The sequence below is a fragment of the Roseovarius halotolerans genome (assembly GCF_900172255.1).
Lineage (GTDB): Bacteria > Pseudomonadota > Alphaproteobacteria > Rhodobacterales > Rhodobacteraceae > Roseovarius > Roseovarius halotolerans.
Map to the genome: position 1 here is coordinate 290,670 of NZ_FWFU01000001.1, position 23,595 is coordinate 314,264.

Consider the following 23,595-nt stretch of genomic DNA (forward strand, 5'->3'; position numbering starts at 1 on the left):
CCGCTAGTGGCCGGAGGGCGCGGGCAAGCCGGCGATCTCGACATTGACGCAGGCGGGCTTGCCCGCGGCGAAGGCGCGTTCGAGCGCCGCCGGCAGATCGTCGGGACGGGTCACGTATTCGCCATGTGCGCCGAGCCCCGCGGCGGCCAGATCGTAGCGCGCGCCGCTCAGTTCGCAGCCGATCAGGCGCTCGGCCCCGTAATTGCGCAGCTGGATCTGGTGTTCGGCGTTCCAGCGCCGGTCATTGCCGATCACCACGACGAAGGGCAGGGATTCCCGCATCGCGGTTTCAAATTCCGGCAGGTGGAAGCCGACGGTGCCGTCGCCCATCATGGCCACGATCGCGGCGTCGGGGCGCGCGGCGCGCGCGCCAAGGGCATAGGGCAGCCCGCCGCCGATGGCGCCGGACGGGCCGTTGATGACGCGCGCGTCGGGGCGCAGGATGGCTTGTGCCCATTGGCCGAACTCGCCCCCGTCGCAGATCGCCACCGTTTCGGCTGGCGCGCGGGCCGCAAGCGCGGCCTGCACGGCCATGCAGAGGCCGGCAGAGGTGATGCGCCCGTCGGCGTCCTCAGGCGGGCCGGAGAGGCGCTCTTCGATCAGGTCGTCCACGCTGGCGCACCAGACGTCGCGGGCGGGCGCGTCTTGCGCGTGGTCGGCCAGCGCCTCGGCAAAGGCGCGCGGGCAGGCCTGCACCGCGAGGTGCAGCCGGTCCTTGAGGTTCAGCGCGGCGCGGGCGGCCTCGTCGGCGTCGGCCTGTACGCAGATCCAGCTCATGTCGCCGGCGCCAAAGCCAAGGGTGAAATCCACCCGCTTGCCGATGGTGACGATGAGGTCGCTGTCGGGGATGAGTTCGCCAAAATGGCCCAATGCGGGATCCTTGAGGCCACGCGGGCTTTCCATCGCGCAGACAGGCGCGCCGGTCTGCGCGCGCAGGCGCGCGGCGAGGCCGGGAGCGCGGGTGGAGTTGAGCGCGGGGCCGAGGATGATCAGCGGGCGCTTGGCCTTGGTGAGGGCGGCTGCGACCTTGGCGATATCGTCCGCTGCAGGCACGTCGCGCGCCGGGCGCGCGATGGTGGCGGTGCCGTCATCGGGGACGGGATCGTTCAGCACGTCGAAGGGCAGTGCCATGTGGACGGGACCGGGACGCCCGCCAGCGGCGGCATCGAGAGCGCGGGCAAGATTATCGGCCAGCGCGTCGGCGCGCGTGGCGCGCAGCGAGAGGCGCGTGAGCGCGGATGTCACGCCAAGCTGGTCCATCTCCTGGAAGGCGCCGCGCCCGTCCTGTGCCACCGGGCTGTCGCCCGAGAGAAGCAGCACCGGGGTTTCGGATTCGGAGGCCGAGAACAGCGCGCCGCCTGTATTGGCGATCCCGCCCCCTGCCGTGACCAGCGCCACGCCGACCTGGCCGGTCAGCTGGGCATGGGCCTCGGCCATGAAGACGGCGGCGGCCTCGTGGCGGGTGTGGACGATGCGCAGCCCGGCGTCGATGCAGGCGTCGAAGACCGGCATGATCTGGTTGCCCGAGAGTGCGAAGATCGTATCGGTTCCGGCCTCGGCCAGTGCCCTGACCAGGATGTCTGCGCCGCGTGTTTCTGTCATGTCAGCCCTTCAAGCGGTTTGCGCCGATGTTGCGTGCCGCGCGGTAGCCCGCGCGGATGATCGCGACGACGGTGATGATGGTCACGGTCCAGAAGAACCAGGTGATCGGGCCGCGGAACAGCACCATCCAGTCATTGCCGGACATCAGCATGGATTGGCGGAAATTGTCCTCGAGAAGCGGGCCGAGGATGAAGGCGATCAGGAAGGGGGCGGCCGGGATGTGATAGCGCATCATGAAATAGCCGACCCAGCCCATCGCGAACATCACGCCCACGTCGAAGATGTTGTTGTTCACCGCGAAGACGCCGTAGATGCACAGCACCAAGACTGACGGGATCAGCAGCCGCTTGGGGATGTCGGCGACGTATTTGAAGCCGCGGATGGCGGCGGTGCCGATGAAGAACAGGAAGATCGAGCTGACGATCAGGCCGATGAACAGCCCGTAGATGATATCCACGTTGAGGACGAACATCATCGGTCCCGGCTGCAGCCCGTGGACCATGAACGCGCCGATGATGATCGCGGTGATCACGTCACCGGGCACGCCAAGCGCCAGAAGCGGGATCAGCGTGGCCCCGGCGACGCCGTTATTGCCAGCCTCGGAAGCGGCGACGCCTTCGACCTCGCCCTTGCCGAAATTGGCCTTGTTCTTGGATTTGCGCCGTGCCTCGGAGTAGCTCAGGAAGGCCGAGGGGGCAGCGCCGATGCCGGGGATCGAGCCCAGAAACACGCCGATCATGCTGCCGCGCACGATCGAGCGGAAGCACCTGCGGTAATCGGCGAACGTGACCCATTTGTTGCCAAGCGAGCGCGTCTTGCCCAGGTGGGCCGTCGGGTTCCAGGCCATTGCCAGGATCTCGGGGATGGCGAAGAGGCCGATCAGAACGGCGATGAAGTTGAGCCCGCCCATCATGTCGGGGCTGCCGAAGGTAAAGCGGTTGGTGCCATAGACCAGGTCAAGCCCGATCGTGGCCAGCAACAGACCCAGCACAGCCGAGAGCGCGCCGCGCAGAAGGCTGTCGCCCGAGACGCCCGCGATGATGGTCAGCGAGAACAGGATCAGTGTGAAGAATTCGGGCGGGCCGAAATTGAGCGCGAAGGAGGCGAGCCAGCCCGCGAAGACGATCAGCGCCAGGTTCGAGATGAGGTCGGCCGTGCAGGACGCCCAGAGCGCCATGCCGAGCGCGCGCCCCGCCTCGCCGCGTTCGGCCATCGGATAGCCGTCGAGAATCGTTGCCGAGGAGGCCGGGGTGCCCGGTGTCTTGATCAGGATCGCCGGGATCGAGCCGCCGAAGATGCCGCCCTTGTAGACCCCGAGCAGCAGAAGGATGCCGGTGATGGGCTGCATCGCGAAGGTGAAGGGCAGGGTTAGCGCCACGGCCATCGTGGCCGACATGCCCGGAATGGCGCCGCCGATCACACCGATCGCCACCCCGGCGCCAAGCGCCAGGAAGGCCTCGATATTGCCCACGAGGGCCAGGCCGGCAAGGAGGCTGTCGATAAAGCTCATGGAAGTCTCACGAAATGGCCCTGCGGGATCGCCACTCCGGCGACATGGGCGAAAAATGCATAAAGGACGAGCGGAATCACGATGGCGCAGATCACCGCTGCGATGGGATGGCGGGTGCGCACCGTGAAGGCGGTGGCGACAAAGGCCAGCATGCTGGTCCAGACCATTCCGATCCGGGGCAGAAGCAGCATCGTCACCACCATGATCGCGGCCAGCCCGAACAGGCGTAGCCAGGCGGTGTGGGGCTTGTCGGCCGCGTCGTTGAGCGGCACGCCGTCTTCCTCGGTGAACCATCCGACCGCCAGCAGGCCAAGCCCGGTGAGTCCGGTCAGCCCGGCCAGCACATAGGGCCAGAACAGTGGCGACAAGATGATGTTACGCACGTTGGTGGGCGATGCCACCCAGCCCGGTATGGCCACGAAAATCAGGAACAGCGAGGCGATGCAGGCCCCGAGTCCCAATTGCAGTTGAACGCTCCTGTTGGTCACGCCGCTCCTCCCTGGCGAGATCACGCCGGACCGCAGACGGCCCGGCGTGGATTTGGCTTTGGGTGTGTCGGGGCGTCAGCCCTCGACACGCATTCCGAGTTCATCCACCAGCTTGCGGAAGGTGTTGTACTGGGTTTCGATGAATTCGTTGGCTTCTTCGGGGCTCATCAGCTCGATCACCGAGCCGCGCTCGGTCATCTTCGTGAGGAAATCCTCGTCCTTGGTGGCAGTGGCCATCCACTCGCCCCATTTCGCGGCCACGTCATCGGGCAGACCCGCAGGACCGGCGATGCCAGTCCAGCCGACAAGCTGCTCGAGCTGCGGTTTGCCGACATCGGCCGATGTCGGCGCGTCGAAACCGGGGACCGGTTCGGCGGTGGTCACGAGAATCGGGTTGAGCTGTTCGTTCGCCACGAAGCTGGCCAGCGCCGAGGAGTTGGTGCAGATGAAGGTCGCGGTGCCATTGAGGACCGCCGTGGCCGCAGCGCCGCCGCCCTTGAGCGGAATATGCGTGGCTGCCTCGAGCGGATCTTCGATGCCGAATTCGCGCAGGACCATCGCCCCGGCGAGGTGCAGCAGCGAACCGACGCCCGAAGAGCTGTAGGTAACGCCGCCCTCTTTGACCTTGGCGACAAGGTCTTCCATCGATTCGATCCCCGAGGAGGGGTTCACGGCACAGGCGACCGGGTTGATCTCGTAGACGGTGACGAAGCGGAAATCGTCCAGCGTGTAAGGCAGCGTGGCCTTCATTGCCGGGCTCACCGAATGCGACCCGACACGCGCGAACAGCATGGTGTAGCCATCGGGGCTGGCGTTCTGAACCGCAACCGAGCCGGTCGCGCCGCCCGCGCCGGTGACATTGGCCATCACCAGCGGCTTGCCGACCGCCGTACCCAGCGGCTCGGCGATGGTGCGCGCGGAGATATCCGTCGCGCCGCCGGCGCCGTAGGGAATGATCATGTTGATGGGTCGTTCGGGATATTCGGCAAGTGCCGCGGTGGCTGTGAGCCCGGCCGCGAATGCGCCGACCGTGAAAATTGTCTTGAGTGTCATGTTGCTCCTCCCTGGATTCCTATGACTTGGGCCTATGGTAGCACGAAATTCCGTGGCCCTTGACTTCGTATATCTTTAAGGTGAACTTAATAGAAGAAATAATCTATTACACAAACCGTTAGAAAAACTAACGAACATTATAATAAATGACAAGGGCGCGCACATCCATGTCCATCCGAATGCTTCGCACGCTGATCGCGGTCGAGGAGAACAAGACCTTCAGCGCCGCGGCGGATGCCGTGCATGTCACCCATGCTGCGGTCAGTCAGCAGATGCGCGCATTGGAAGACGATTGGCAAGTCGCTTTGTTCGATCGCTCCAAGCGCACCCCGGAACTGACACCGACCGGGCGGGCCATCGTCGCGCGCGCCCGCGAGGTGGTGCGCGCCTATGACAATATCGTGCCCTCGGTCATCAGCGGTGAAAGCCTTGAGGGCGAGGTCATGCTGGGGGCGGTGCCGACCACGCTGATCGGGCTGGCGCCGCTGGCGATTTCACTGCTGAAGGCCGGATATCCCAAGCTGCATGTGCGGCTGTTTCCGGGCCTGACGGCGCATCTGGTGTCGCAGGTCGAGCGCGGCGCGATCGACGCGGCGCTGGTGTCGCGCCCGATGGTCGTGTCGCCCGATCTCGAGTATCGCGAGATCGCCGAGGAGCCGTTGCGCCTGCTGGTTTCGGAGGACATCGAAAGCGACGACGCGCGGGCGCTGCTCTCGACGCAGCCGTTCATCCGGTTCAACCGCGATGCGGTGGTCGGGCATCAGATCGAATCCTGGCTGCAAAAAGAGCGCATCCGGGTGCATGAATCGATGGAACTGGAGGGGCTGGAGGCGATTTCCAGCATGGTGCTGGCGAATCTGGGTGTCTCGATCGTGCCGGAAAGCTGCGTGCGCAGCTGCAACCCGCTGCCGCTCAAGCGCCTGTCGCTGGGCGAGGGCGCGCCGACACGGCACCTGGGGCTGATCTATCGGCGTGACAATCCGCGCAGCCGGGTGATGACGGGGATGGAGGACGCATTGCTGGAAGGCGTGCGGATCGGAACCTTCGAGCCGGGCGCCCTGCGCGGCGAAGTGACCACAAGCGAAAGCGGGAGCGCTGCTTCATGACCACGCACGAGATCGTCCTGGTGATTGCCGGGGCCGCCGCGGGAGGATTCATCAACGGTCTGGCCGGCTTTGGCACGTCGCTGTTCGCGTTGGGATTCTTTCTCAATGTCATGACGCCGCCGCAGGCTGTGGGCGTGGTAGTGGTGCTGTCGGTGCTGAGCGGCCTGCAGGGGCTTTGGGTCGTGCGCGGCGCGATCTGGGACGAGCCGCGCCGCCTGATGCGGTTCCTGTTGCCCGGTTTGCTGGGCATTCCGCTCGGGGTGATGGCGCTGTCGGTCATCGACGCGGTCGCGCTCAAGCTGGTGATCGCGGGCTTCCTGCTGCTTTATGGAGGGTTCTTCACCCTGCGCCGGTCATTGCCGCGGTTCCAGCGGCCCACGCCGCTGGTGGATTCGGGGGTCGGGTTCCTGGGTGGTATCCTTGGGGGCGCGACGGGGCTGTCGGGGGCCTTGCCGACCATGTGGTGTTCGATGCGCCCCTGGACCAAGGATGCGACCCGCGCGGTCCTGCAGCCCTTCAACGTTGCAATTCTGAGCATCACGACGGGGACGCTTTGGCTGCAGGGCGTCTACACGGCGAAGATGGTGATCTACCTTGCGGTCGCGATCCCGGTGACGCTGCTTGCCGCGCAGGTCGGAATCGAGGTGTTTCGCCGCCTGCCCGACGATCTGTTCCGACGGTTGCTGATCGGCATGTGTTTCCTGTCGGGACTCATTCTGATGGTGAGGGAGCTGATATGACGATCGAGAGAATCAATGTGGATGTATTCCGTGCGCCGGTGACGCGGCCGGTGGCGACGTCGTTCGGCGTGATGCGCGACCGTCCGGCGGTGTTCGTGCGCATCGAGGACAGCGACGGCGCCTTTGGCTGGGGCGAGATTTTCGCCAACTGGCCGTCTGCGGGGGCCGAGCATCGCGCAAGGCTGCTGCTTGAGGATATCGCTGATCTGGTGCTGGGCCGCGGCGTCGGTGCGCCGGGGGAGCTATGGGCCGGGTTGACGCGGGAAACCCATGTGCGCGCGCTGCAATGCGGTGAATGGGGGCCGTTCAGGCAGGTCATTGCAGGGCTCGACATTGCCGCGCACGATCTGCTGGCACGGCGCGCGGGCGTGCCGCTTGCCAAGATGCTGGCGCCGGGCGGCGCGGCCGAGTCGGTGCCGGTCTATGCCAGCGGGCTGCATGTTTCGGCGGCAACCGATGCAATCGCGGCGGCGCGGGAGGCGGGCGTTCGCGCCTTCAAGGTCAAGATCGGGTTCGATGCGATGCGCGACATGGCGGATCTGCGCATGCTTTGCGCCGATCTGGGCGAAGGCGAGGGGCTGATGGCGGATGCCAACCAGGCCTGGACGCTGAGCGAGGCGCTGCGTTTCGTCGAGACGGCGGGTGATCTCGGCCTTGGCTGGCTGGAGGAACCCATCGGCGCGGATGCCCCGGCGGATGCGTGGCATACATTGGCGCAGGCCTCTTCGATTCCGCTGGCGGCGGGCGAGAACATCGTCGGACATGCGGATTTCACCCGCGCGGTGCAGGGCGGCGCGCTGGCGGTGGTGCAGCCGGATGTCGCCAAATGGGGTGGTGTCGGCGGATGCATCGGCGTGGCGCGCGAGGCGCTGGAGGCGGGGCTGAATTATTGCCCGCATTTTCTTGGGGGGGGGATCGGCCTTGCGGCCTCGGCGCATCTGCTGGCGGCGGCGGGCGGGCCAGGGATGCTGGAGCTTGATGCCAATGACAACCCGCTGCGCGATGCGTTCTTCGCGCAGGGTCCAGCCGCACGGGGCGATTTCGTCATCGGGGCAAGGCCCGGTCTGGGGATCGAAGCCCTGCCCGAAGAGATCGCGCGCTATCGCACGTTGTCACGAGAGACGGCGAAGGGCTGAGCGCAGCCCTTCGGCCCTTCAGCCGATCAGCTCATCGTTGCGGTCATCGGTTTCGCCGAACCGCTTGAGAACGGCCGGCCGCGTGCCTTCATAGACCCGCGAGAGGTTCTCGGCGATGCGGGCGTTCTCGCGCTCGAACAGGCAGTTGCCCTCCATGTCCGAGGCGACGATGAACGGTCCCATCTTGTTGCATTTGATGACCCACATGGCCTGTGCAAGACCCAGCTCCTCGTGCCAGTGAACGGCTTCGACATTCTCGACCCCGCGTCCCAGAAGCGCGCCGGTGCCATAGCCGACAGTCGAGAGGTAGACCGCGCCGTTGGGCACGAAATATTCCTTGTAGTCCTTCGAGGACATGCCGCCCTTGCCGATGATCAGCTTGGCGCCGGTCTTGGCGATCCATTCGGGCAACCATTTGGCGAAGCGGAAAGAGGCGGTCGCGGTCACCGCGCCCATGTCGAAGCTGCCATCCTCGCGGATGACGGCGGCGGGCGAGCAGTGGAAATTCGCGGCACTGTCAGCGGGCAGTTCCATCGGGATATTGGCCTGCTTTTCCAGTGCACGCATGTAGACGCCCTCGCGGGCAGTATACATCAGCCCGTCGAGATAGACGATATCGCCAAGGCGAAGCTGGGCGATGTCCTCGTCGGTGGGCGTGGTGCTGAGACGAATCTCACGCGGTTTCATTCTGTGGCCCTCCTGTGGTGGCGTCATGGGTCGTACTGGCCCGTGCAAGCGCGTTGATATCAGTAGCGTCGAGCGCGCTTTGGGTCATTCCGCGGCCTGAGAGGCAGCAGGCGGCCATTCCACGGTTTCGCGGCGCTGATAGGGGGTGAACCAGTCGGGGTCGGTGCGGTATTCAACGCGCCCGTCAGGGAACAGCCGCGCCACCGCGCGCCGGGAGCTGAGGCAGAAGGCGTGGACGCTCATCTGCATGCCGCCGGTATGGCAGTAGCCGACCTCGATATTGCAGTCGATCACCATGTTCTTGCCGACGAACCCCATCGCGCCCATGCCGATCGAATTGCCCAGTTCCTTGAACTCGTCCTCGAGCTCGGCGATCTTCGGATCGCTGTTGCGGCTGCCCACGGTGCGCAGCGTCGATGCGCGCTTGCCCAGCACCATGCAGGTATCCTTCGAGCCGCCCAGCCCGATCCCGATGATCGCGGGCTGGCAGGCAAGGCCGCGCTTGCCGAACGCCACCAGCGTATCGAGATAGAACCGCTTGATCCCCTCGATTCCGTCCGAGGGGAACAGCATCCGGTAGTCGGTGCCAAACAAGCCGCCCTTGTGGACGGTGATGAGATCAATCCAGTCGCCTTCGGGCTCGAACCCGTATTCGATTTCAGGAGCGCCGATGCCGACATTGTTGTTGTGATCCGTGCGCCAGAGCGGATGCACCCGGTTGGGGCGCAGTGGCACGCCGTTGGTGGCACGAGCGGTGGCGCGGCGCAGGGCTGTTTCCAGTGCCAGCATCCCGCCTTCGACCTGGGCCTCGTTGCCCATCTTCACATACCAGCGCGGCACGCCGGTATCGCCGCACATGGCGCGGCGGTCCTCTTTCGCGGCGTCGTAGTTTTCCAGCATTGCCTGAAGCACGAAGGATGAGAGATCCCCGTCCTCGGTCTCGGCGGCGGCCTTGAGCCCGTCGAGGTAGTCCTGCGGGATCTCGATGGCGGCCTTGTCCATCAGGGTTTCGGCCGTTGTCTGGATCTGGTCGATGGGTATCATTGGGCTGCTACCAGTGTTTCGGGTTCGCCCTCGGGCAGGATGGTTTCGCCGGGGCGAACGATGGTGAATTGAACGGGCGCGCGCGTGACGCTGACGCCGTTGTCGGAGTCGCTGTCGCCGTCACGCCGGGCCACGGTGAAGTAGGAATTCTCCAGATCGCCTTCGTCCGGGAAATCCTCGCGGTAATGGGCGCCGCGCGAGTTTTCGCGCCACAGGGCCGCGCGGGCGATAACCTCTGATATATCACAAAGCGAGGCCAAGTTCAGCCAGTCATGCCAGGTGAGGTTGAAGGCGAGGTTGTCGGCGGACACCCCGGTCTCCATGAGTTCGGCGCGAATCGCGTCGACCTCGTCGATGCCGCGGCGCAGCTTGGATTCGGTGCGCATGACGCCGACATCTTCCCACATGGCCTCTTGCAGTTTCTGGCGCAGGGGCTGCACGAGGCCAGCGGGTTTCGAGAAGGGCCGGGTGGCGCGGTCGATTTCGGCGGCGAGGATGGTTTCGTCGGGGTCGCGCAGCGCGCCCATGTTGCGAATGTCGCTACCCATCACGTCGCCCGCGATGCCGCCATAGACGGTGGAATTGGCCACGCCGTTGCCGCCAAGGCGGTTCGAGCCATGCGCGCCGCCCGCGTCCTCGCCCGCCACGTAAAGCCCTTCGAGCGCGGTGCGGGTGTCGACATCGACCACCACGCCGCCCATGAAGTAATGCGCCGTTGGCACCACCTCGACGCGCCCGCCGGCAAGGTCAAAGCCGCAATCGGCGCAGCGCTTGACCATGCCCTTGAACTTCTCGGCCACGAAATCCGCGCCCAGATGCCCCATCGAGATATAGACGCCGCCATTCTCGGAGGTGTTGTTCTTGCGCATCTCTTCATAGATGCAGCGGCTGACCACGTCGCGGGTGGCGCGTTCGCCCTTGCCGTCATAGTCGAACATGAAGCGGTTGCCCGCACCGTTCAGAAGATGACCGCCCGCGCCGCGAAGCCCTTCTTCGAGCACGGTGCCGGTCATCCGCGTGTGATCCCCGGCCAGAAGGCCGGTGGGATGGAACTGCACCATTTCCATGTCGCGCAGCGGCAGGCCGACGCGCAGCGCCATTGCCAGCCCGTCCATCGTCTTGTCGCCCGAGGGCGTGTGATACTTGTACATGGTCGGGCCACCGCCGGTGGCCATCAGCACCGTCTTGGCGCGCACGAGCCGGAAGCGCCCGGTGCGCATGTCGATCATCAGAACCCCCGCGAGCGCGCTGCCGTCGGCCGTCGGGATCAGTCCGATAGCGCGGTGTTCCTGCAGTTTCTCGACCGGGCGGGCCAGCACCTGTTCCATCAGGCGGTTGATGATCTCGATACCGGTCAGGTCGCCCTTGTGGACGGTGCGGTCGGCGGTCTGCCCGGCGAAGGCCTTTTGATGCAGGGTGCCGTCCGGGTTGCGGTCGAAGAAGCAGCCGACCTCGTTCTCGAGTTCGCGGATGCGCACGACCGCCTGTTCGCAAAGCCGCCAGGCCATGTCCTGATTGGGGAGCCACTTGCCGCCCTTGACGGTATCCATGAAATGGCGCTCGACGGTGTCGCCGCCGCCCATCGCCACGTTATAGCCGCCCTGCACCATGCGGGTGCAGCCGCATTTGCCGATCAGCCCCTTCACCGCGATGGTGATACGGGTGCCCTCGGGCGCGGATTGCTGGGCATGGAGCGCGGCAAACAGGCCCGCCCCCCCGGTGCCGAGGATCAGGATGTCGGTGTCATGTCGGTCGATATCGTGGCGCATGGGTCAGATCGCCTTGAGAAAAAATGTGCCGGAAACGAAGAAGGCCAGCGCCAATGCGGCGGCGGCGGCGGTTTTCTGGCCCTGAGACCAGGGGAGCCACTCCATCGCCAGGAGACGCAGGCCCCCGAAGAAATGCACCGCCAGAAGGAAAACCAGGCCGAATTCGGCCAGTTTGACTGCCGGGTTGTCGGTGAAGGCAAGCATGGCATCAAGTTCATCCGGTGCGGTCAGGGCCTTGGACAGAACCCAGAAATGCAGCGGCAGGAACAATGCCAGCGCCAGTCCCGAAACACGGTGAAGCAGATAGGCGAGCCAGAGCGGGTGGGTGCGGGCCGGACGGATCATGCTGCGGTCACGGCCCAGACGGCGCGTGCTCCCATAGCCAGAAGTCCAAGGCCGGTGGCCCAAGTCAGCGCCGACAGCGCCGCGCCCTTGAGACCGGCCCATTCATGCACGATCACGCGGATGCCGATCGCGGCATGGATCGAGACTGCCAGCACGAAGAGCCCGTAGAACAGGAGCCAGAACAGAGACCCCTGGGTGCGTCCGAGGATCTCGGCGCTGCTGAGGCCACCCTGAATCGCATAGATCATCACCGCGATATGGCCCAGCACCAGCGGTGCCATGATCAGGGCCGTCAGGCGCTGCGCCATGTAGAGTCTGAAATCAAGCATCGCGCCGCCTCCGGAACACTCGCCGCACGGTTTCACGTTTGAGACCGGCAATGGCTGACATCGGGTCGAGTTCATTGGGACAATATTGCGTGCAACTGCCCATGGAGTGACAGTTGTGGCATCCGCCGCCGCCCGAAACCGCATCGAGGATCGACGCACCACCGCCGTCCCGCGTGTCATTGAGCAGCGTCCAAGCGCGCTGCAGCGCGGCCGGGCCAAGGTAGTCGGCATTGCCCGCCACAGTGTCGCAGGCCGCGTAACATACTGCGCAGTTGATGCATTCGATCCCGGCATCCGCCGCCTGCCGCGCGCCAGAGTCCGCATCGACATGCGCGATCGGGTCATGGCGGGTGCCGGTGGGATGATGCACCGCCTCGGCCTCGACCCATTTGTCGAAGAACGGGTCCATGTCGGCGGCGAGATCCTTGATCACCGGCAGGTTGCGCAGCGGTTCGATACGCAGGCTGTTGCCCTCGGCGACCTTCTGCACATGGGTGCGGCAGGTCCAGCGTGGCGTTCCGTTGACCATCATGGCGCAGCTGCCGCACATGCCCACGCGGCAGGCATAGCGATAGGTCAGGGTCGGGTCGGCGAATTGCTGAATCCAGCTGACCACGTCCAGAACCGTCTGGCTTTCGCGGGCGGGCACCTCGAAGGTTTCGAGTGCACCACCATCGGCTGACCCACGCCAGACCGAAACTTCAAGAACCTCCGCCTTGGTCGTCACGCGACACGCCTCCCGCTCATGAAATACTGTCCGAGAGTTATAATGATGAATTTACCTAACGAAAAGGAATAAAGACTTATGATTTGTGTAAGCTAAAATTTACAAACTGAGGGCGCGACAGCGGCGCGGATCAGGGTGGGTGCGGCACCATGACCGGCCCAATAGCGGGAATGCCGAGTCTTTGGCGGATAATGGCCACTTTCTGATCATAATTCCTCTGCAATCTCGTCCTGTTTACGAGTGTGACCGTGGTTTCCTTGCCGCTTCTCTGCTCACGGATGGACATACCTCGCTGTGCAACACAATGCGATCTGCCAAGACGACAGCCTGACCGATGAACTGCCCGGCGGCGTAACGCTGCTGCACGGTCAATATGAAATCGAACAGCAACTGGTCGGGGGCGGCTTCGGGCTGACCTATCTCGCGCGTGACAGCCTGGACCGGCGCGTGGTGATCAAGGAATGCTATCCCAGCGCGCTCTGCCTGCGCCGGGGCCGCGAGGTGCGGCCGCGCAGTGAAAGCCAGGAAGCGCAATATGAAAGCGTGATCCGCAATTTCATCATGGAGGCACGGCGTCTTGCGCGGCTGGATCATCCCGGCATCGTGCGGGTTCACCAGGTGTTCGAGGAAAACAACACGGCCTACATGGCGATGGACCTGGTCGAGGGGCTGGACCTGCTGACGATTCGCCAGGAGGATTCGCCGCGCCTGACACGGGAGGTGCTGGAAAAGGCGCTGCGCGACACGCTGGATGCGCTGGGCTATGTGCATGGGTTCGACATGCTGCATCGCGACATCTCGCCTGACAATCTGCTGCTGGGCGAGGATGACAGTCTTACGCTGATCGATTTCGGCGCCGCGCGAGAAGGGTATTGTCAGAAGTCGCGTGCGCTGTCGGCAGTGCTGTCGGTCAAGGACGGCTATTCGCCCCATGAATTCTACCTCAAGGACATGGCGCAAACCCCGTCGAGCGATCTCTACTCGGTGGCGGCGACATTCTATCACCTGATCACGGGCTCGGCCCCGCCCGACAGCCAGAAACGCCTGGCGGCGATGGCGTCCGATTGCGCCGATCCCTATCAGCCGCTGGCGCTTGGCCCCTGGAACCTGCGCCACAACATGCTGGTGACGATCGACCGCGCATTGTCGGTGGCGCCGCAGGACCGGATCCAGTCGGTTGCGGAATGGGTCGAGCTTCTGGACTGCGAAGAGCTGCTGCCGGTCGACGCCGTGCAGGAGGAAACCGGGCAGGTGCCCGCCGAACGGGTCAAGGAGCTGGACCCTGCGCTGTTCAAGGCGATCTCGTCGCTGGTGCGTGACACCAACAGCCATCTGTCGCCCGGCCCGCATGACCGCGCCTTGCGCGCCATGCATGTGCGACACGGGCCGGCGGCGCCCAAGGCAGAGCGCCAGGATGACCAAACGCGCCCTGAGCAGCTGTATGACATCTTCGGAGAGCCGGTCGACGATGTCGAAGCATGGTTGAAGGAACAGGACCGCCTGTCACGGAAGGGCGCTTGTGATGGGACCGGGCAGGCAGGCGCAAAGCCCGAAGGGACGCGCCGGTCGGGATGGGCGAAACGCGCCCCGCGTCAGACCCTGGCGGCGGGTTATGACGAGACACGCCCGACATCGCTTCTTTCCCGGCTTGTCCGCGCCCTCGTGAAGGGGCGGCGCAGGTCGGGTGACGAAGAAATGATCCGGAACTGAAGGGATCGGAGATGAAATTCATACGCGACATCATCGGCGAGAAGCGCCAGAACGCGGAGGGCGATGCGATGCCTTTCGAGCAGGATCACGCGGCCGCAGCCGCGCCGGACGTATCTGAACCGGCACATGCCGCGCCATTGCAGCTGGATGCGTTCAGCCGTGTGCCGCCCCAAGAGGTGGTGCCGGATCGAGACGAGGCGGACCGGCGGTCCGATGCGCTGGCAGGATATGCAGGTTTCTTCGACTCCGGGGCAGAGGATCGCACGGAGGACGAAACCCGCCGGGCGGGTTTCGAGGAGGAGACCGAGGCGGTGGATCCGACCGCGGAGTCGATCCGTATGGCTCTGACGGCTGCGAAGGCGGATGATGCCGAGGATGAGGTGTTGGCGGATCCGTGGGCGGAGGAGGAGGTTGATAATCTCTGGCACGAGGATTCCGCCGACGCAGCGTTTGACGTGCCGGGAGAGGAGCCCCTGGACAACCAAGAGACCGCCGACGAGGGCCTTGATGCTGTTCTGAGCGCGATGCGTGCGGGCGGGGCGGAAGCAGAGGCGACGCAACCGGATGACGCGCCGCTTGAACGCCGGGAGGCGCCGCGCGCGCCCGAGGCGGAGCGGGCGGCGATCCTTCCCGAGGTTGACGTGCCGCAAGAGGACGTCCCTGCAGCCGCCGAAACCCGGCAGCCGCCAGAGGCAAGCGCGCCAGAGGCCGCAACACCTGTCGAGCCGGCAATGAGCTGCCCGGCACCCGACGCCGAACCTTCGGCGCCGGTGGATGTGACCGCACCGGCCCTGGGCCGCGCGGCGGGGCGCGCCGGACGCGTCAAGACAAGGCTGCTGGGCTTCAATGGCGGGCAGACGCCGGGGCTTGATCCTCTGGCGGCGGAGCGCGAAAGGCCTGACGCGCCCGATACGCGCTTTCCTGTCGGTTGGCTGGTCGTGGTCAAGGGACCGGGGCGCGGCGAGGCATTCACGCTGCAGACCGGCGTGGCCCAGATCGGACGCGGCGCGGGACAGCAGGTTCGGCTTGATTTCGGCGATAACAGCATTTCGCGCGAGAACCATGCCGCGATCGCCTATGATCCGGAGCAGAAAGCCTTTTTCATCGGCCACGGCGGCAAGGCCAATCTGGTGCGCCGCAATGGCCGCCCGGTGCTGAGCACCGAGGAGATGCAGGCCGGCGACCTGATCGTGATCGGCGAAACGACGCTGCGCTTTGCGCCGCTCTGCGGTCCTGAGTTCAGCTGGGACGAGGGGCAGGACAGCAGCCATGCCCAAGCCTCGCTTGCCTGAATTCCTTTATGACGCCGCGATGGTCATCGACCAGGGGCGGCGCGCGCGTCAGGAGGATGCGATCGTGTCGGATTTCCCGACCGGGAACGGCTTTGGCTTCGTGGTGCTGGCCGATGGCATGGGCGGGCATGCGGGGGGCGATGTCGCCAGCAAGATCGTGGTGACCGAAGTGTTCAGCGAGTTGAAGATGCAATCGGGAGATCCCGAGGTGCTGGAGCAGCGGATCGGGGATATCCTGGGCGATGCGGCGCTGAGTGCGAATGAGTGCATCGGCCTCTATTCCAGCCGTTCGCCCGAACATGAGGGCATGGGCGCGACCCTTTTGGCGCCGGTGCTGATGGATGACCGGCTCTACTGGGTGTCGATCGGGGACTCGCCGCTTTACCTGTTTCGCGACGGCACGCTGAGCCGGTTGAACGCGGATCATGTGCTGGTGTCGCAGATTGATTTCATGGTGAACAGCGGGCTGATGGGGCGCGAAGAGGCGGTCAATCATCCCGACCAGCACTGTCTGACATCGGTTCTTGCCGGGCGTGACATAGCGCAGATCGACTGCCGCGCGACGCCGGTGCGGCTGGCGCATGGCGATATCGTGATCGCTGCCAGCGACGGGCTGCAATCGCTGAGCGAGCCACGGATCGAGGCGCTGCTGCGCTTTGCCGGAAACCAATCGGCCGAGCGCATCGCGGACGGGCTGTTGCGCGATATCGCGCGGCTGGATGACCCCTGGCAGGACAATGTCTCGTTTTGCGTGATCAAGGTGCAGAAACAGGGCGAACCGGCGCAACCCGCCGAAGACCCGGTGCTGCGCCGGAAGTTCAAGGCGCGAAACGGCTCGGTCACGATTCTGGCCAAGGTGAAGCGGAGCGCCGGATAAGGCGCAAGCACGGGGAAAGCGAAGTGAGCATTGCCGAGAATATGAACCCTGTCGTGGCGCGCCTGGAAACCGTGCTGGAGGCTTCGGATGTTCCGGCGCCCTATCATCGCTGGGGCGCGCGGCTGTTGTCACATCTGCGCAAGCCGGTGCAGGTGGTCGTGACCGGCCTGCCGGGAAGCGGCAAGACCGCGCTGTTGAACATGCTGGCGGGGCAGAACGTGCTGGGCGGGCAGGGTGCTCAGGGCGGTGCGGAGGTGAGCGAGATCACGCATGGCAGCGACGCGCGCACCCTGTTCGAGCGGCGCGACGGGTCGGTCAGGCAAAGCGTGGGGCTGGCGCGCGATGCGGTCTGGCCGCAGGATGTAAGGCGGGTGCGCCAGGAATTGCCGGACCCGGAACTGGCGCGACGGAGCCTGATAGAGATCGGCCTGCCAGCCCATCCCGACGCGCAGATGACGCGGCTTCAGGAGATTGTCGCGCAGGCCGATATCATCCTGTGGTGCAGCGAGAGTTTCACCGCCGCCGAACAGCGCCTCTGGAGCGCCGTGCCCGACCCGATCAAGGATCACAGCCTGCTGGTGTTGACGATGGCCGATCGTCAGGTAATGCGCGGGATTCTCGGTCAGACGATCGCCGCGCTGGAGCCGGTCGTTGCCGAGGAGTTCCTGGGGCTATACCCGGTGGCGACGATGCAGGGGTTGAGCGCGCTGACGGCGGGCGACGGGGTGGATGGTGATCTCTGGGCCGCAAGCGGCGGCAAGGCCCTGGCGCAATGCATCGCGCACCAGGCCGAGCTGGGCCGCTCATCGGATGTGGATCAGGCGCAGCTGTTGCTGGACAGGCTGAGCGCGCATAGCGGGCGGGGCCGCGCGGCGCCTGTCACGGCCCCCGCGCCCACGGAACCGCAAGAACCCGCGAGACCCGACACCACGGGCAGTCCTGCGCAAGGTGAGGCGCTGATGGATGCCGCAACGCTGTTGCAGGACCGGGCGGGCAGGATGCTGGAGTTGCTGGACGAAAGCGAGGATCTGGACAGCGATGCGCTGCTGGATCAATGCGTCGATGCCGTGGCCGCCCTGGCCGGGATCATGGAGCGTGCGCCCCAGGATGACTCCGACGCCGCCGATCTGCGCTTGGACCTGCAGGACGGCGAGGAAATGCTGCTGCTGTTCCAGCTCGAACGCGGCGAGGAGGCGGCGCTGGATGCGGTGACGCTGCTGTTGCAACTGCGCAAGGAAATGGTCGGGAAAACCGCCGGGAGGGCGCAATCATGAGCGTTTCCAACCCCGGCGCCAGCCCAATTGTCACCACATTCAGGTTCCACCTTTCGGCAGTGAGTCCAGTGAGTGACGCCCTTGTTCAGGCCCCCGATACCCCAACCGAAACAGCCCTTTGCCCAACGCAGGCGGATGACGCATGAATATCAAGGCAGAGATTGACCCCACCACCGAGATCAGGGCGCAGGCGCGCCCGACCAACCTCAAGGCCGGGATGGAGGCCCTTGCGCAATTCGCGCAGGAGGCCGCGAGCATCGAGAATGCACTGGAACAATTGGCCGATCTGTCGGGGCCGGATGCGGCGCGCGCCGTCGCAAAGCTGAAGACGCAGCTTCAGGGGTTCGAGCCCTGCGTCACGCTGCTTGGGCAGGTGAAATCGGGCAAGACCTCGCTCATCAACGCGATGGCGGGCTGGTCCGATCTGTTGCCGTCGGACGTCAATCCCTGGACCTCGGTTGTGACCTCGCTGCACCTCGCCCCAGCCAGTCGGCGCGCTGAAACGGGCGCGCGATTCCGTTTCATGACCGAAGAGGAATGGGATCGTCTGACCGTCAAGGGCGGACGGATCGGCGAGTTGGCGGGGCGTGCGGGCGCCGAGGGTGAGCTGGAAAAGATCCGCCGCCAGATCGACGCGATGCGCGACAAGGCGCGTGCGCGCCTTGGGCGCAATTTCGAGCTGTTGATGGGGCAGGAGCACGATTACGGCTTCTTCGACAAGAACCTGCTGGAGCGTTACATCTGTCTTGGCGACGATTTCGATGCTGGCGGCGCGGATGAGGGCGTAGAGGATCAGGGGCGTTTCGCCGATATCACGCGCTCCGCCGACCTGTTCCTGAACTGCCAGGCCGTGCCCTTCCGCATGTGCCTGCGCGACACGCCGGGCGTGAACGATACCTTCATGATGCGCGAGATGGTGACGATCAAGGCTGTGCGCGACAGCCGGATCTGCGTGGTGGTGCTGTCGGCGGGACAGGCACTGACATCGGTGGACATGGCGCTGATCCGCATGATCGCGAACCTTCAGTCGCGCGACGTGGTGATCTTTGTGAACCGGATCGACGAACTGCCCGACCCGGTGGCGCAGATCCCCGAAATCGAAGAGAGCATCCGCCAGACTCTGAAAGACCATGACGGCCCTGCCGGAGCCGAGATCATCTTTGGCAGCGCGGCTTGGGCCAACACGGTGCTGAGCGGCGAGCTGGAAGAGATGAACAGTGCCAGTTCGCGGGCGCTGATCGCCTGGACGGAGGCCAAGCTCGAACTGTCGGACAGCAACCATTCGCCCGCTAATATCGTGTGGGAAATGTCGGGTCTTCCCGCGCTCTGGAAGGCGCTGAGCAGGCGGATCGTGACCAATCTGGGCGCGCCCTGCCTGGCCGGGATCGCCCGCCCGGCGATTACGCTGGCGACATCGCAGGAGGCCGCCGCATCGGTCGAGGTGCAGGGCCGAGGATTTGCCGACGGGATCGGTGCGCAAGAGCTGCGTGCGCAAATGGATCGGGTCGCGCACGAGGCGCTGGCGGCGCTGGAAGGCGATCTCGATTCAATCCTCGATGAATACCGCGCCCGAGCCGTGCGTGCGCATGAGACCTTCGTGGATCGGGCCACGCATTCGCTGCTCGAACATCTGGAGCAGCGCGGATCGGACGAGATGTGGGAATATGACCCGGCCGGGTTGCGCATCCTGTTGCGTTCGGCCTGGTCGGTGCTGGGCAGCCGCACGCGCAAGGCGGCGGAGGCGCGCTACGAAGAGGCCGTGGGCGCGGCGGCGGGAGTGCTTTATCGCGGGTTCGGACCGGCGGTCGAGGGAGTCCGGCTGGGCGTGCCTGATGTGCCCGAACACCCAGCGCCGGTGGCCCTGGCGCAGACGATCGCGCTTGATTTCAACGATAGCTGGTGGGCCGCCTGGTGGCGGCGCACGCGCGGCTACAAGGCTTTCGCCAAGCAGTTCCGCCAGTTGATCATCGGTGAAACCGAAGACTTCATGACCCAGATGACCGATATCCAGACCCGTGACATCCGCGCCGGTATTCTGGCGGGGCTTGGCGCGTTCTTCGATCAGCAGCAGGATATCCTGATGGAACTCGGCGCAGGCGCAGAAGGTCGGGACGATGTCGGCGCGCTGTTCGGGACGGGCGACGAACAGGCCCGGCGCGAGGCGCTGAACGGCGCGCTAACGATCCTCGAACGGCATGTCGCATGACAGGGGAGGCAATTTTGACAACCGCAGCAGAAGAATCCGGCAAGATGCCCGCCCGCAAACCGCGGCTGGCATTGATGGGGGAATTCAGCGCGGGCAAGAGCACCCTCAGCAACATGCTGTTGGGAGGCAGAGCTCTGCCTGTGCGGGTGACGGCCACGCGCTTGCCTCCGATCTGGATCTCATATGGGCCGGATTCGGTGGTGGCGGTGTCGCATGACGGAGAAGAGCGTGCGCTGAGCATCGCGGAGCTTGCGCATGTGTCGCTGGAGGACACGAAGTTCATCCGCATGCAGATGGTGGCCGACACGCTCGAGATCTGCGACCTCATCGACATGCCCGGCATTTCCGATCCAAACATGGCGGCGGAGGTCTGGCAATCGCTGATCGACGAGGTCGACAGCGTGGTCTGGTGCACCCATGCCACGCAGGCCTGGCGGCAATCCGAGGCCGCGGTCTGGGAGGAAATCGCAGGTGCTACCAACGGACGCAACCTGCTGCTGGTCACGCAGATCGACAAGCTGCGCAAGGGGCGTGAACGTGGGCGGGTGATGTCACGCGTCGGGAAGGAAACCGAAGGTCTGTTCGAGGCGATCTATCCCATATCGCTGACAGGTGCGATCGAGGCGGGCGAGGACGCTGCGCTTTGGCAGGAGAGCGGCGCGGCGGATTTCGTCGAGCATCTGGTCGAGCTGCTGCTGAGTGCCGAGACCGGTCAGCGCGCCGCAAGCCCGCGCGCCGACGGCGCCGACCGGGCGACGACGGGCGCCGAGATCGTCCAGATGTCGCGGCGCGCAACGGTTGAGGACGAGAGTGCGCAGGATGATGTGGCGGAGGACGGACCACGGGTCAGGCCCAAGCGGGTGCAGCCCCCGGTTGATCAGCCAAGGCGCTCGCGACGGCCCGCGCGGCGAGAGGCGGCGGATGGTGGCTGAGCCGTTTGAAATCTATCCGGCAGGAGCAGGCGCATGATCCATTCGGAGCGTCTTGATGCGATGCGCGCAGATATCGCGGGATGTTCGCTGGTGTCCTTTGGCGATCTTCAGACCGCGCTTGCGCTGCGCACCAGTTCCGCAGCGCCCTGTCCGCGTGAAAAGCTCGACGAGATTTTCGCCCAGGCGGTGGCCAGCTTTGCCGCGGCGGACAAGCTGGCGCAGGACATGGCGCAAGGCGGTGAACCGGCCGAAGATACGCTGGTGATGACGCCGCGCGACCTGCGGGTTTTCGTGCGTTCGCAAAGCAATGGCGCGGATGTGGTCTGCGCGGTGGGTGACAGCCACGAGGCGGTTCCGGCAATGATAGCATCGGCGCGCGAGCTGTTGCGCGTCGCGGCAAGGGGCGGCTGATGAGACGCATGATGCACGCCAGACCGACGCCGGATCGCGACGCCGCCAGACGCTTGCGCGAGAAGCTGATGCGCCTGTCGGCGAACGCTGCGGAACTTCTGGAGGAGCGTGACGAAACCGCGTCTGATTCCGCGTCACTCTTGCGGCTGTTGACGCGAGAGATCGACGATGCGGTCCTGCCGCGTTCATTCGCGCTGATGGCGCAGGGGCAGGAGCAGGCTAGGCTGACCATGTCGAACAGGCGCCTTGCCGCGTTTGACCTTGCCGGAGCGGTGCCGACGGATGCGGCCCAGCCCCCGGATTCGGAAACCGCCGCGCAGGTCCATGCGGAACGGCTCAAGCGGCTTGTAGACAAGGGGTGGGTCTTGTCGCTGCGTGCGATCGGCCCGGCCCTGGGCGCGGACCGGGGCGGCGCGGCAAGCTGCTCGGCACGCCAGCTTGCTGCGGCCGTGATCGCGCTGGATACGGAGATCCGGCTGGAGGGCGTGTTGCGTGCGCTGCGTGCGCGCGCTCTTGCCTGGGCGATGTGCGGGGACCGGGATGATATGCGCAGCGAAGGGCCGGGCGAACTGATCGACGTTCTGTCTGCATTGGCCGGAGATTGCGCATTGCCCTGCCAGGTTGGGGGCAAGGCGCCGCGCTGCACGATCCTGTCGTTGCCCGGTGCGCGCCACCTGTTGATCGCAGCGGACGGCGCGGATTGTCTGCTGTTGGTGGTGAACGAAAGCGATCTGGCGCCCGCGATGCAGGTTTGGCGCGAGATCTATGGATCCGGCAACGGCGGCGTCGCTACGTGAGTTCAAATGCGGCAAGGTCGCAAATTCTCCGCAATCGCGACCCAATAATTTCGCGATGTCGCAGTAGCCTGACAAAAATCAGTTCCGGACCGGTATTTCGACGACATGGCGCATGATATTCATTCCAAGCTAGAGAAGAATCTGGCGGGCGACACCCGCGAGCGCCAGCTGCGCCATTATGTCGAAATCACCAAGAAGCTGATCTGGCAACGGCAGGCCAGCTTCCTTGCCGCGATGCTGTTGTCGGCCTTCTATTTCGATCCGGTGATGGCATTGATGTGCTACGCGGGACTATTGTTTACAGAGGTGCTGGACCTGGTTCTGACCCGCCGGGTGCGGGCGTGGAAAGGCAACGATCCGGTTGGCGCGCGCCGTTTTCTGGCCTGGGTGATGGTGAACACGGCGCTGAGCGCGAGCATGATCTCGGTTTTCGTGCTTCTGATCGCCATACAGCAAAAGTCGGGCGATCACTTCATGCCGTTGTTCTTCCTTTTCGCGGCGGCGTTGTTCGCGGCGATGAACAACCACCAGGTCGTTCCGTCGCTGGTTTTGCGGTTGGCGATATACGGGGTCACCTTCCTGACGATTCCGATATTGGACATCGTGCGTGAGAAGCCGACTATCGATTCCTATCTCTGGCTTGAGTTCTTCACGGTGATCTTCGTTCTCTACTTCATCGTCGACTGCTCGTTCATGTTCCTCAAGCTCTACCGCAAGGGGCTCAAGCAATTGCACAAGATCAAGCTGGAGCATGATCGCGCCAAGCGGGCCTATGAGATCAAGTCGCAATTCCTGTCGACCATGAGCCATGAACTGCGCACGCCGCTCACCTCGATCAAGTTCTCGCTGGACCTGATGGATTCGGGCTGTGTGGCCAAAGTGCCGGACGATCTGAAGCCGATCCTGGATATCGCGGTCAAGAACAGCCGCCGGCTGGCCGAACTGATCAACGAGACGCTGGATCTGCAAAAGATCGAAAGCGGCGAGATGGTGTTCCGTTTCCAGAGCCTCGATATCTCGCGGGTGGTGGCGGAAAGTGTCGATGCGATCATGGCGCAGGCCAATGCCGAGGAGATCAAGGTGCGCACGGTCTTTCCCGAAGAAGACACATTGATCAACGGCGACGAGGCGCGCATCCAGCAAGTGCTGGGCAATCTTCTGTCCAATGCGCTCAAGTTCTCGCAGGCGGGTGACGTGATCACCGTGACGGTCCAGCGTCAGGACCATCGGGTGCGGGTGAGCGTAGAGGATACCGGCGCAGGCATTCCCGAGAATTGCGAGTCGCAGGTGTTCGGGCGGTTCAGCCAGGTGGATTCATCGGATCAGCGCAAGGTCGGCGGCACCGGGTTGGGGATGAATATCAGCAAGCGCATCATCGAGCGCCATAACGGCACGATCCACTACAAGAGCCGTGTCGGCGAGGGCACCACCTTTTTCCTGGAGTTCGATCTTCACGTCCCCGACAGGGAGGAATTGGAGTTCGAGGATGAAGACGAGGCGGCGGCCGACGGGCGCCCGCGTTCGATGGCGTTCGTGCCGGGTGAATGAAACGCGCGGCGC

Annotated in this window: 22 protein-coding genes; 12 read left to right on the forward strand and 10 right to left on the reverse strand. The window is 64.8% G+C overall.

Annotation, left to right across the window (positions count from 1 at the left end; genetic code table 11):
- Positions 1 to 3 precede the first annotated feature (3 nt).
- The 4 genes from ROH8110_RS01455 to ROH8110_RS01470 all read right to left on the reverse strand — a co-directional run bounded on the left by ROH8110_RS01455 (position 4) and on the right by ROH8110_RS01470 (position 4,653).
- Positions 4 to 1,602: a thiamine pyrophosphate-binding protein gene (locus ROH8110_RS01455; RefSeq protein ID WP_085816004.1), complete on the reverse strand. Its 1,599-nt coding sequence runs from the start codon at positions 1,600 to 1,602 to the stop codon at positions 4 to 6.
- A 1-nt stretch (position 1,603) separates the two neighbouring features.
- Positions 1,604 to 3,112, reverse strand: a complete 1,509-nt coding sequence (locus ROH8110_RS01460; protein ID WP_085816005.1) for a tripartite tricarboxylate transporter permease — start codon at positions 3,110 to 3,112, stop codon at positions 1,604 to 1,606.
- Positions 3,109 to 3,600 carry a tripartite tricarboxylate transporter TctB family protein gene (locus ROH8110_RS01465; RefSeq protein ID WP_085816006.1) on the reverse strand — a complete coding sequence of 164 codons (492 nt, stop codon included), beginning with the start codon at positions 3,598 to 3,600 and terminating at the stop codon, positions 3,109 to 3,111. The genes ROH8110_RS01460 and ROH8110_RS01465 overlap by 4 nt, the downstream gene beginning before the upstream one ends.
- A gap of 75 nt (positions 3,601 to 3,675) precedes the next feature.
- Entirely contained in the window at positions 3,676 to 4,653 is a 978-nt protein-coding gene (locus ROH8110_RS01470; RefSeq protein WP_085816007.1) for a Bug family tripartite tricarboxylate transporter substrate binding protein, read from the reverse strand.
- 167 nt (positions 4,654 to 4,820) lie between these two features.
- Between ROH8110_RS01470 and ROH8110_RS01475 the strand changes: the two genes are divergently transcribed.
- From ROH8110_RS01475 to ROH8110_RS01485, 3 genes are read left to right on the forward strand one after another with little or no spacing between them, the layout of a single operon-like run.
- Positions 4,821 to 5,759, forward strand: coding sequence for a LysR family transcriptional regulator (locus tag ROH8110_RS01475; RefSeq protein ID WP_085816008.1), 939 nt, complete (start codon positions 4,821 to 4,823; stop codon positions 5,757 to 5,759).
- Positions 5,756 to 6,499 carry a sulfite exporter TauE/SafE family protein gene (locus tag ROH8110_RS01480; protein WP_085816009.1) on the forward strand — a complete coding sequence of 248 codons (744 nt, stop codon included), beginning with the start codon at positions 5,756 to 5,758 and terminating at the stop codon, positions 6,497 to 6,499. Before ROH8110_RS01475 ends, ROH8110_RS01480 begins: the two co-directional genes overlap by 4 nt.
- Positions 6,496 to 7,635, forward strand: a complete 1,140-nt coding sequence (locus ROH8110_RS01485) for a mandelate racemase/muconate lactonizing enzyme family protein (protein ID WP_085816010.1) — start codon at positions 6,496 to 6,498, stop codon at positions 7,633 to 7,635. The genes ROH8110_RS01480 and ROH8110_RS01485 overlap by 4 nt, the downstream gene beginning before the upstream one ends.
- Positions 7,636 to 7,653: 18 nt before the next feature.
- Here ROH8110_RS01485 and ROH8110_RS01490 read toward each other — a convergent pair whose 3' ends face one another.
- Genes ROH8110_RS01490 through ROH8110_RS01515 form a run of 6 tightly spaced genes read right to left on the reverse strand, consistent with a single transcriptional unit; the run spans position 7,654 to position 12,536 of the window.
- On the reverse strand, positions 7,654 to 8,349 hold the full coding sequence (locus ROH8110_RS01490) for a fumarate hydratase C-terminal domain-containing protein (RefSeq protein WP_342769057.1): 696 nt from the start codon (positions 8,347 to 8,349) through the stop codon (positions 7,654 to 7,656).
- A gap of 57 nt (positions 8,350 to 8,406) precedes the next feature.
- Positions 8,407 to 9,366, reverse strand: a complete 960-nt coding sequence (locus ROH8110_RS01495; RefSeq protein ID WP_085816012.1) for a fumarate hydratase — start codon at positions 9,364 to 9,366, stop codon at positions 8,407 to 8,409.
- On the reverse strand, positions 9,363 to 11,135 hold the full coding sequence (locus ROH8110_RS01500; protein WP_085816013.1) for an L-aspartate oxidase: 1,773 nt from the start codon (positions 11,133 to 11,135) through the stop codon (positions 9,363 to 9,365). Before ROH8110_RS01500 ends, ROH8110_RS01495 begins: the two co-directional genes overlap by 4 nt.
- Before the next feature lie 3 nt (positions 11,136 to 11,138).
- Positions 11,139 to 11,480, reverse strand: a complete 342-nt coding sequence (gene sdhC, locus ROH8110_RS01505; protein ID WP_245962775.1) for a succinate dehydrogenase, cytochrome b556 subunit — start codon at positions 11,478 to 11,480, stop codon at positions 11,139 to 11,141.
- The gene (locus ROH8110_RS01510) at positions 11,477 to 11,809 is read right to left on the reverse strand and encodes a succinate dehydrogenase (RefSeq protein WP_085816015.1); all 333 of its coding nucleotides are present in this window, start codon (positions 11,807 to 11,809) and stop codon (positions 11,477 to 11,479) included. Before ROH8110_RS01510 ends, sdhC begins: the two co-directional genes overlap by 4 nt.
- Complete coding sequence (locus ROH8110_RS01515) at positions 11,802 to 12,536, reverse strand: succinate dehydrogenase/fumarate reductase iron-sulfur subunit (RefSeq protein WP_085816016.1); 735 nt, start codon at positions 12,534 to 12,536, stop codon at positions 11,802 to 11,804. Before ROH8110_RS01515 ends, ROH8110_RS01510 begins: the two co-directional genes overlap by 8 nt.
- 294 nt (positions 12,537 to 12,830) lie before the next feature.
- Between ROH8110_RS01515 and ROH8110_RS01520 the strand changes: the two genes are divergently transcribed.
- The 9 genes from ROH8110_RS01520 to ROH8110_RS01560 all read left to right on the forward strand — a co-directional run bounded on the left by ROH8110_RS01520 (position 12,831) and on the right by ROH8110_RS01560 (position 23,583).
- On the forward strand, positions 12,831 to 14,246 hold the full coding sequence (locus ROH8110_RS01520; protein WP_085816017.1) for a serine/threonine protein kinase: 1,416 nt from the start codon (positions 12,831 to 12,833) through the stop codon (positions 14,244 to 14,246).
- Positions 14,247 to 14,257: 11 nt separating this feature from the next.
- Positions 14,258 to 15,538: an FHA domain-containing protein gene (locus ROH8110_RS18850; RefSeq protein ID WP_085816018.1), complete on the forward strand. Its 1,281-nt coding sequence runs from the start codon at positions 14,258 to 14,260 to the stop codon at positions 15,536 to 15,538.
- On the forward strand, positions 15,516 to 16,415 hold the full coding sequence (locus ROH8110_RS01530; RefSeq protein ID WP_085816019.1) for a PP2C family protein-serine/threonine phosphatase: 900 nt from the start codon (positions 15,516 to 15,518) through the stop codon (positions 16,413 to 16,415). The genes ROH8110_RS18850 and ROH8110_RS01530 overlap by 23 nt, the downstream gene beginning before the upstream one ends.
- Positions 16,416 to 16,438: 23 nt before the next feature.
- Positions 16,439 to 17,689, forward strand: a complete 1,251-nt coding sequence (locus tag ROH8110_RS01535; RefSeq protein ID WP_139837370.1) for a hypothetical protein — start codon at positions 16,439 to 16,441, stop codon at positions 17,687 to 17,689.
- Positions 17,690 to 17,831: 142 nt separating this feature from the next.
- Positions 17,832 to 19,895: a dynamin family protein gene (locus ROH8110_RS01540; RefSeq protein WP_085816021.1), complete on the forward strand. Its 2,064-nt coding sequence runs from the start codon at positions 17,832 to 17,834 to the stop codon at positions 19,893 to 19,895.
- Between the two features lie 14 nt (positions 19,896 to 19,909).
- Entirely contained in the window at positions 19,910 to 20,827 is a 918-nt protein-coding gene (locus ROH8110_RS01545; RefSeq protein WP_245962774.1) for a dynamin family protein, read from the forward strand.
- A gap of 33 nt (positions 20,828 to 20,860) precedes the next feature.
- Positions 20,861 to 21,238: a hypothetical protein gene (locus ROH8110_RS01550; protein ID WP_085816023.1), complete on the forward strand. Its 378-nt coding sequence runs from the start codon at positions 20,861 to 20,863 to the stop codon at positions 21,236 to 21,238.
- Positions 21,238 to 22,035: a hypothetical protein gene (locus ROH8110_RS01555; RefSeq protein WP_139837371.1), complete on the forward strand. Its 798-nt coding sequence runs from the start codon at positions 21,238 to 21,240 to the stop codon at positions 22,033 to 22,035. Before ROH8110_RS01550 ends, ROH8110_RS01555 begins: the two co-directional genes overlap by 1 nt.
- A gap of 105 nt (positions 22,036 to 22,140) precedes the next feature.
- A complete protein-coding gene (locus ROH8110_RS01560; RefSeq protein WP_085816025.1) occupies positions 22,141 to 23,583 on the forward strand; it encodes a sensor histidine kinase in 1,443 nt (480 codons plus the stop codon).
- Positions 23,584 to 23,595: the final 12 nt, after the last annotated feature.

Coding starts and splice junctions, on each gene's coding strand:
- ROH8110_RS01455 (WP_085816004.1), bottom strand. CDS start 1,602: ATGACAGAAACACGCGGCGCAGACATCCTGGTCAGGGCACTGGCCGAG.
- ROH8110_RS01460 (WP_085816005.1), bottom strand. CDS start 3,112: ATGAGCTTTATCGACAGCCTCCTTGCCGGCCTGGCCCTCGTGGGCAAT.
- ROH8110_RS01470 (WP_085816007.1), bottom strand. CDS start 4,653: ATGACACTCAAGACAATTTTCACGGTCGGCGCATTCGCGGCCGGGCTC.
- ROH8110_RS01475 (WP_085816008.1), top strand. CDS start 4,821: ATGTCCATCCGAATGCTTCGCACGCTGATCGCGGTCGAGGAGAACAAG.
- ROH8110_RS01480 (WP_085816009.1), top strand. CDS start 5,756: ATGACCACGCACGAGATCGTCCTGGTGATTGCCGGGGCCGCCGCGGGA.
- ROH8110_RS01485 (WP_085816010.1), top strand. CDS start 6,496: ATGACGATCGAGAGAATCAATGTGGATGTATTCCGTGCGCCGGTGACG.
- ROH8110_RS01490 (WP_342769057.1), bottom strand. CDS start 8,349: ATGACGCCACCACAGGAGGGCCACAGAATGAAACCGCGTGAGATTCGT.
- ROH8110_RS01495 (WP_085816012.1), bottom strand. CDS start 9,366: ATGATACCCATCGACCAGATCCAGACAACGGCCGAAACCCTGATGGAC.
- ROH8110_RS01500 (WP_085816013.1), bottom strand. CDS start 11,135: ATGCGCCACGATATCGACCGACATGACACCGACATCCTGATCCTCGGC.
- sdhC (WP_245962775.1), bottom strand. CDS start 11,480: ATGATCCGTCCGGCCCGCACCCACCCGCTCTGGCTCGCCTATCTGCTT.
- ROH8110_RS01510 (WP_085816015.1), bottom strand. CDS start 11,809: ATGCTTGATTTCAGACTCTACATGGCGCAGCGCCTGACGGCCCTGATC.
- ROH8110_RS18850 (WP_085816018.1), top strand. CDS start 14,258: ATGAAATTCATACGCGACATCATCGGCGAGAAGCGCCAGAACGCGGAG.
- ROH8110_RS01530 (WP_085816019.1), top strand. CDS start 15,516: ATGCCCAAGCCTCGCTTGCCTGAATTCCTTTATGACGCCGCGATGGTC.
- ROH8110_RS01540 (WP_085816021.1), top strand. CDS start 17,832: ATGAATATCAAGGCAGAGATTGACCCCACCACCGAGATCAGGGCGCAG.
- ROH8110_RS01550 (WP_085816023.1), top strand. CDS start 20,861: ATGATCCATTCGGAGCGTCTTGATGCGATGCGCGCAGATATCGCGGGA.
- ROH8110_RS01555 (WP_139837371.1), top strand. CDS start 21,238: ATGAGACGCATGATGCACGCCAGACCGACGCCGGATCGCGACGCCGCC.
- ROH8110_RS01560 (WP_085816025.1), top strand. CDS start 22,141: ATGGCGCATGATATTCATTCCAAGCTAGAGAAGAATCTGGCGGGCGAC.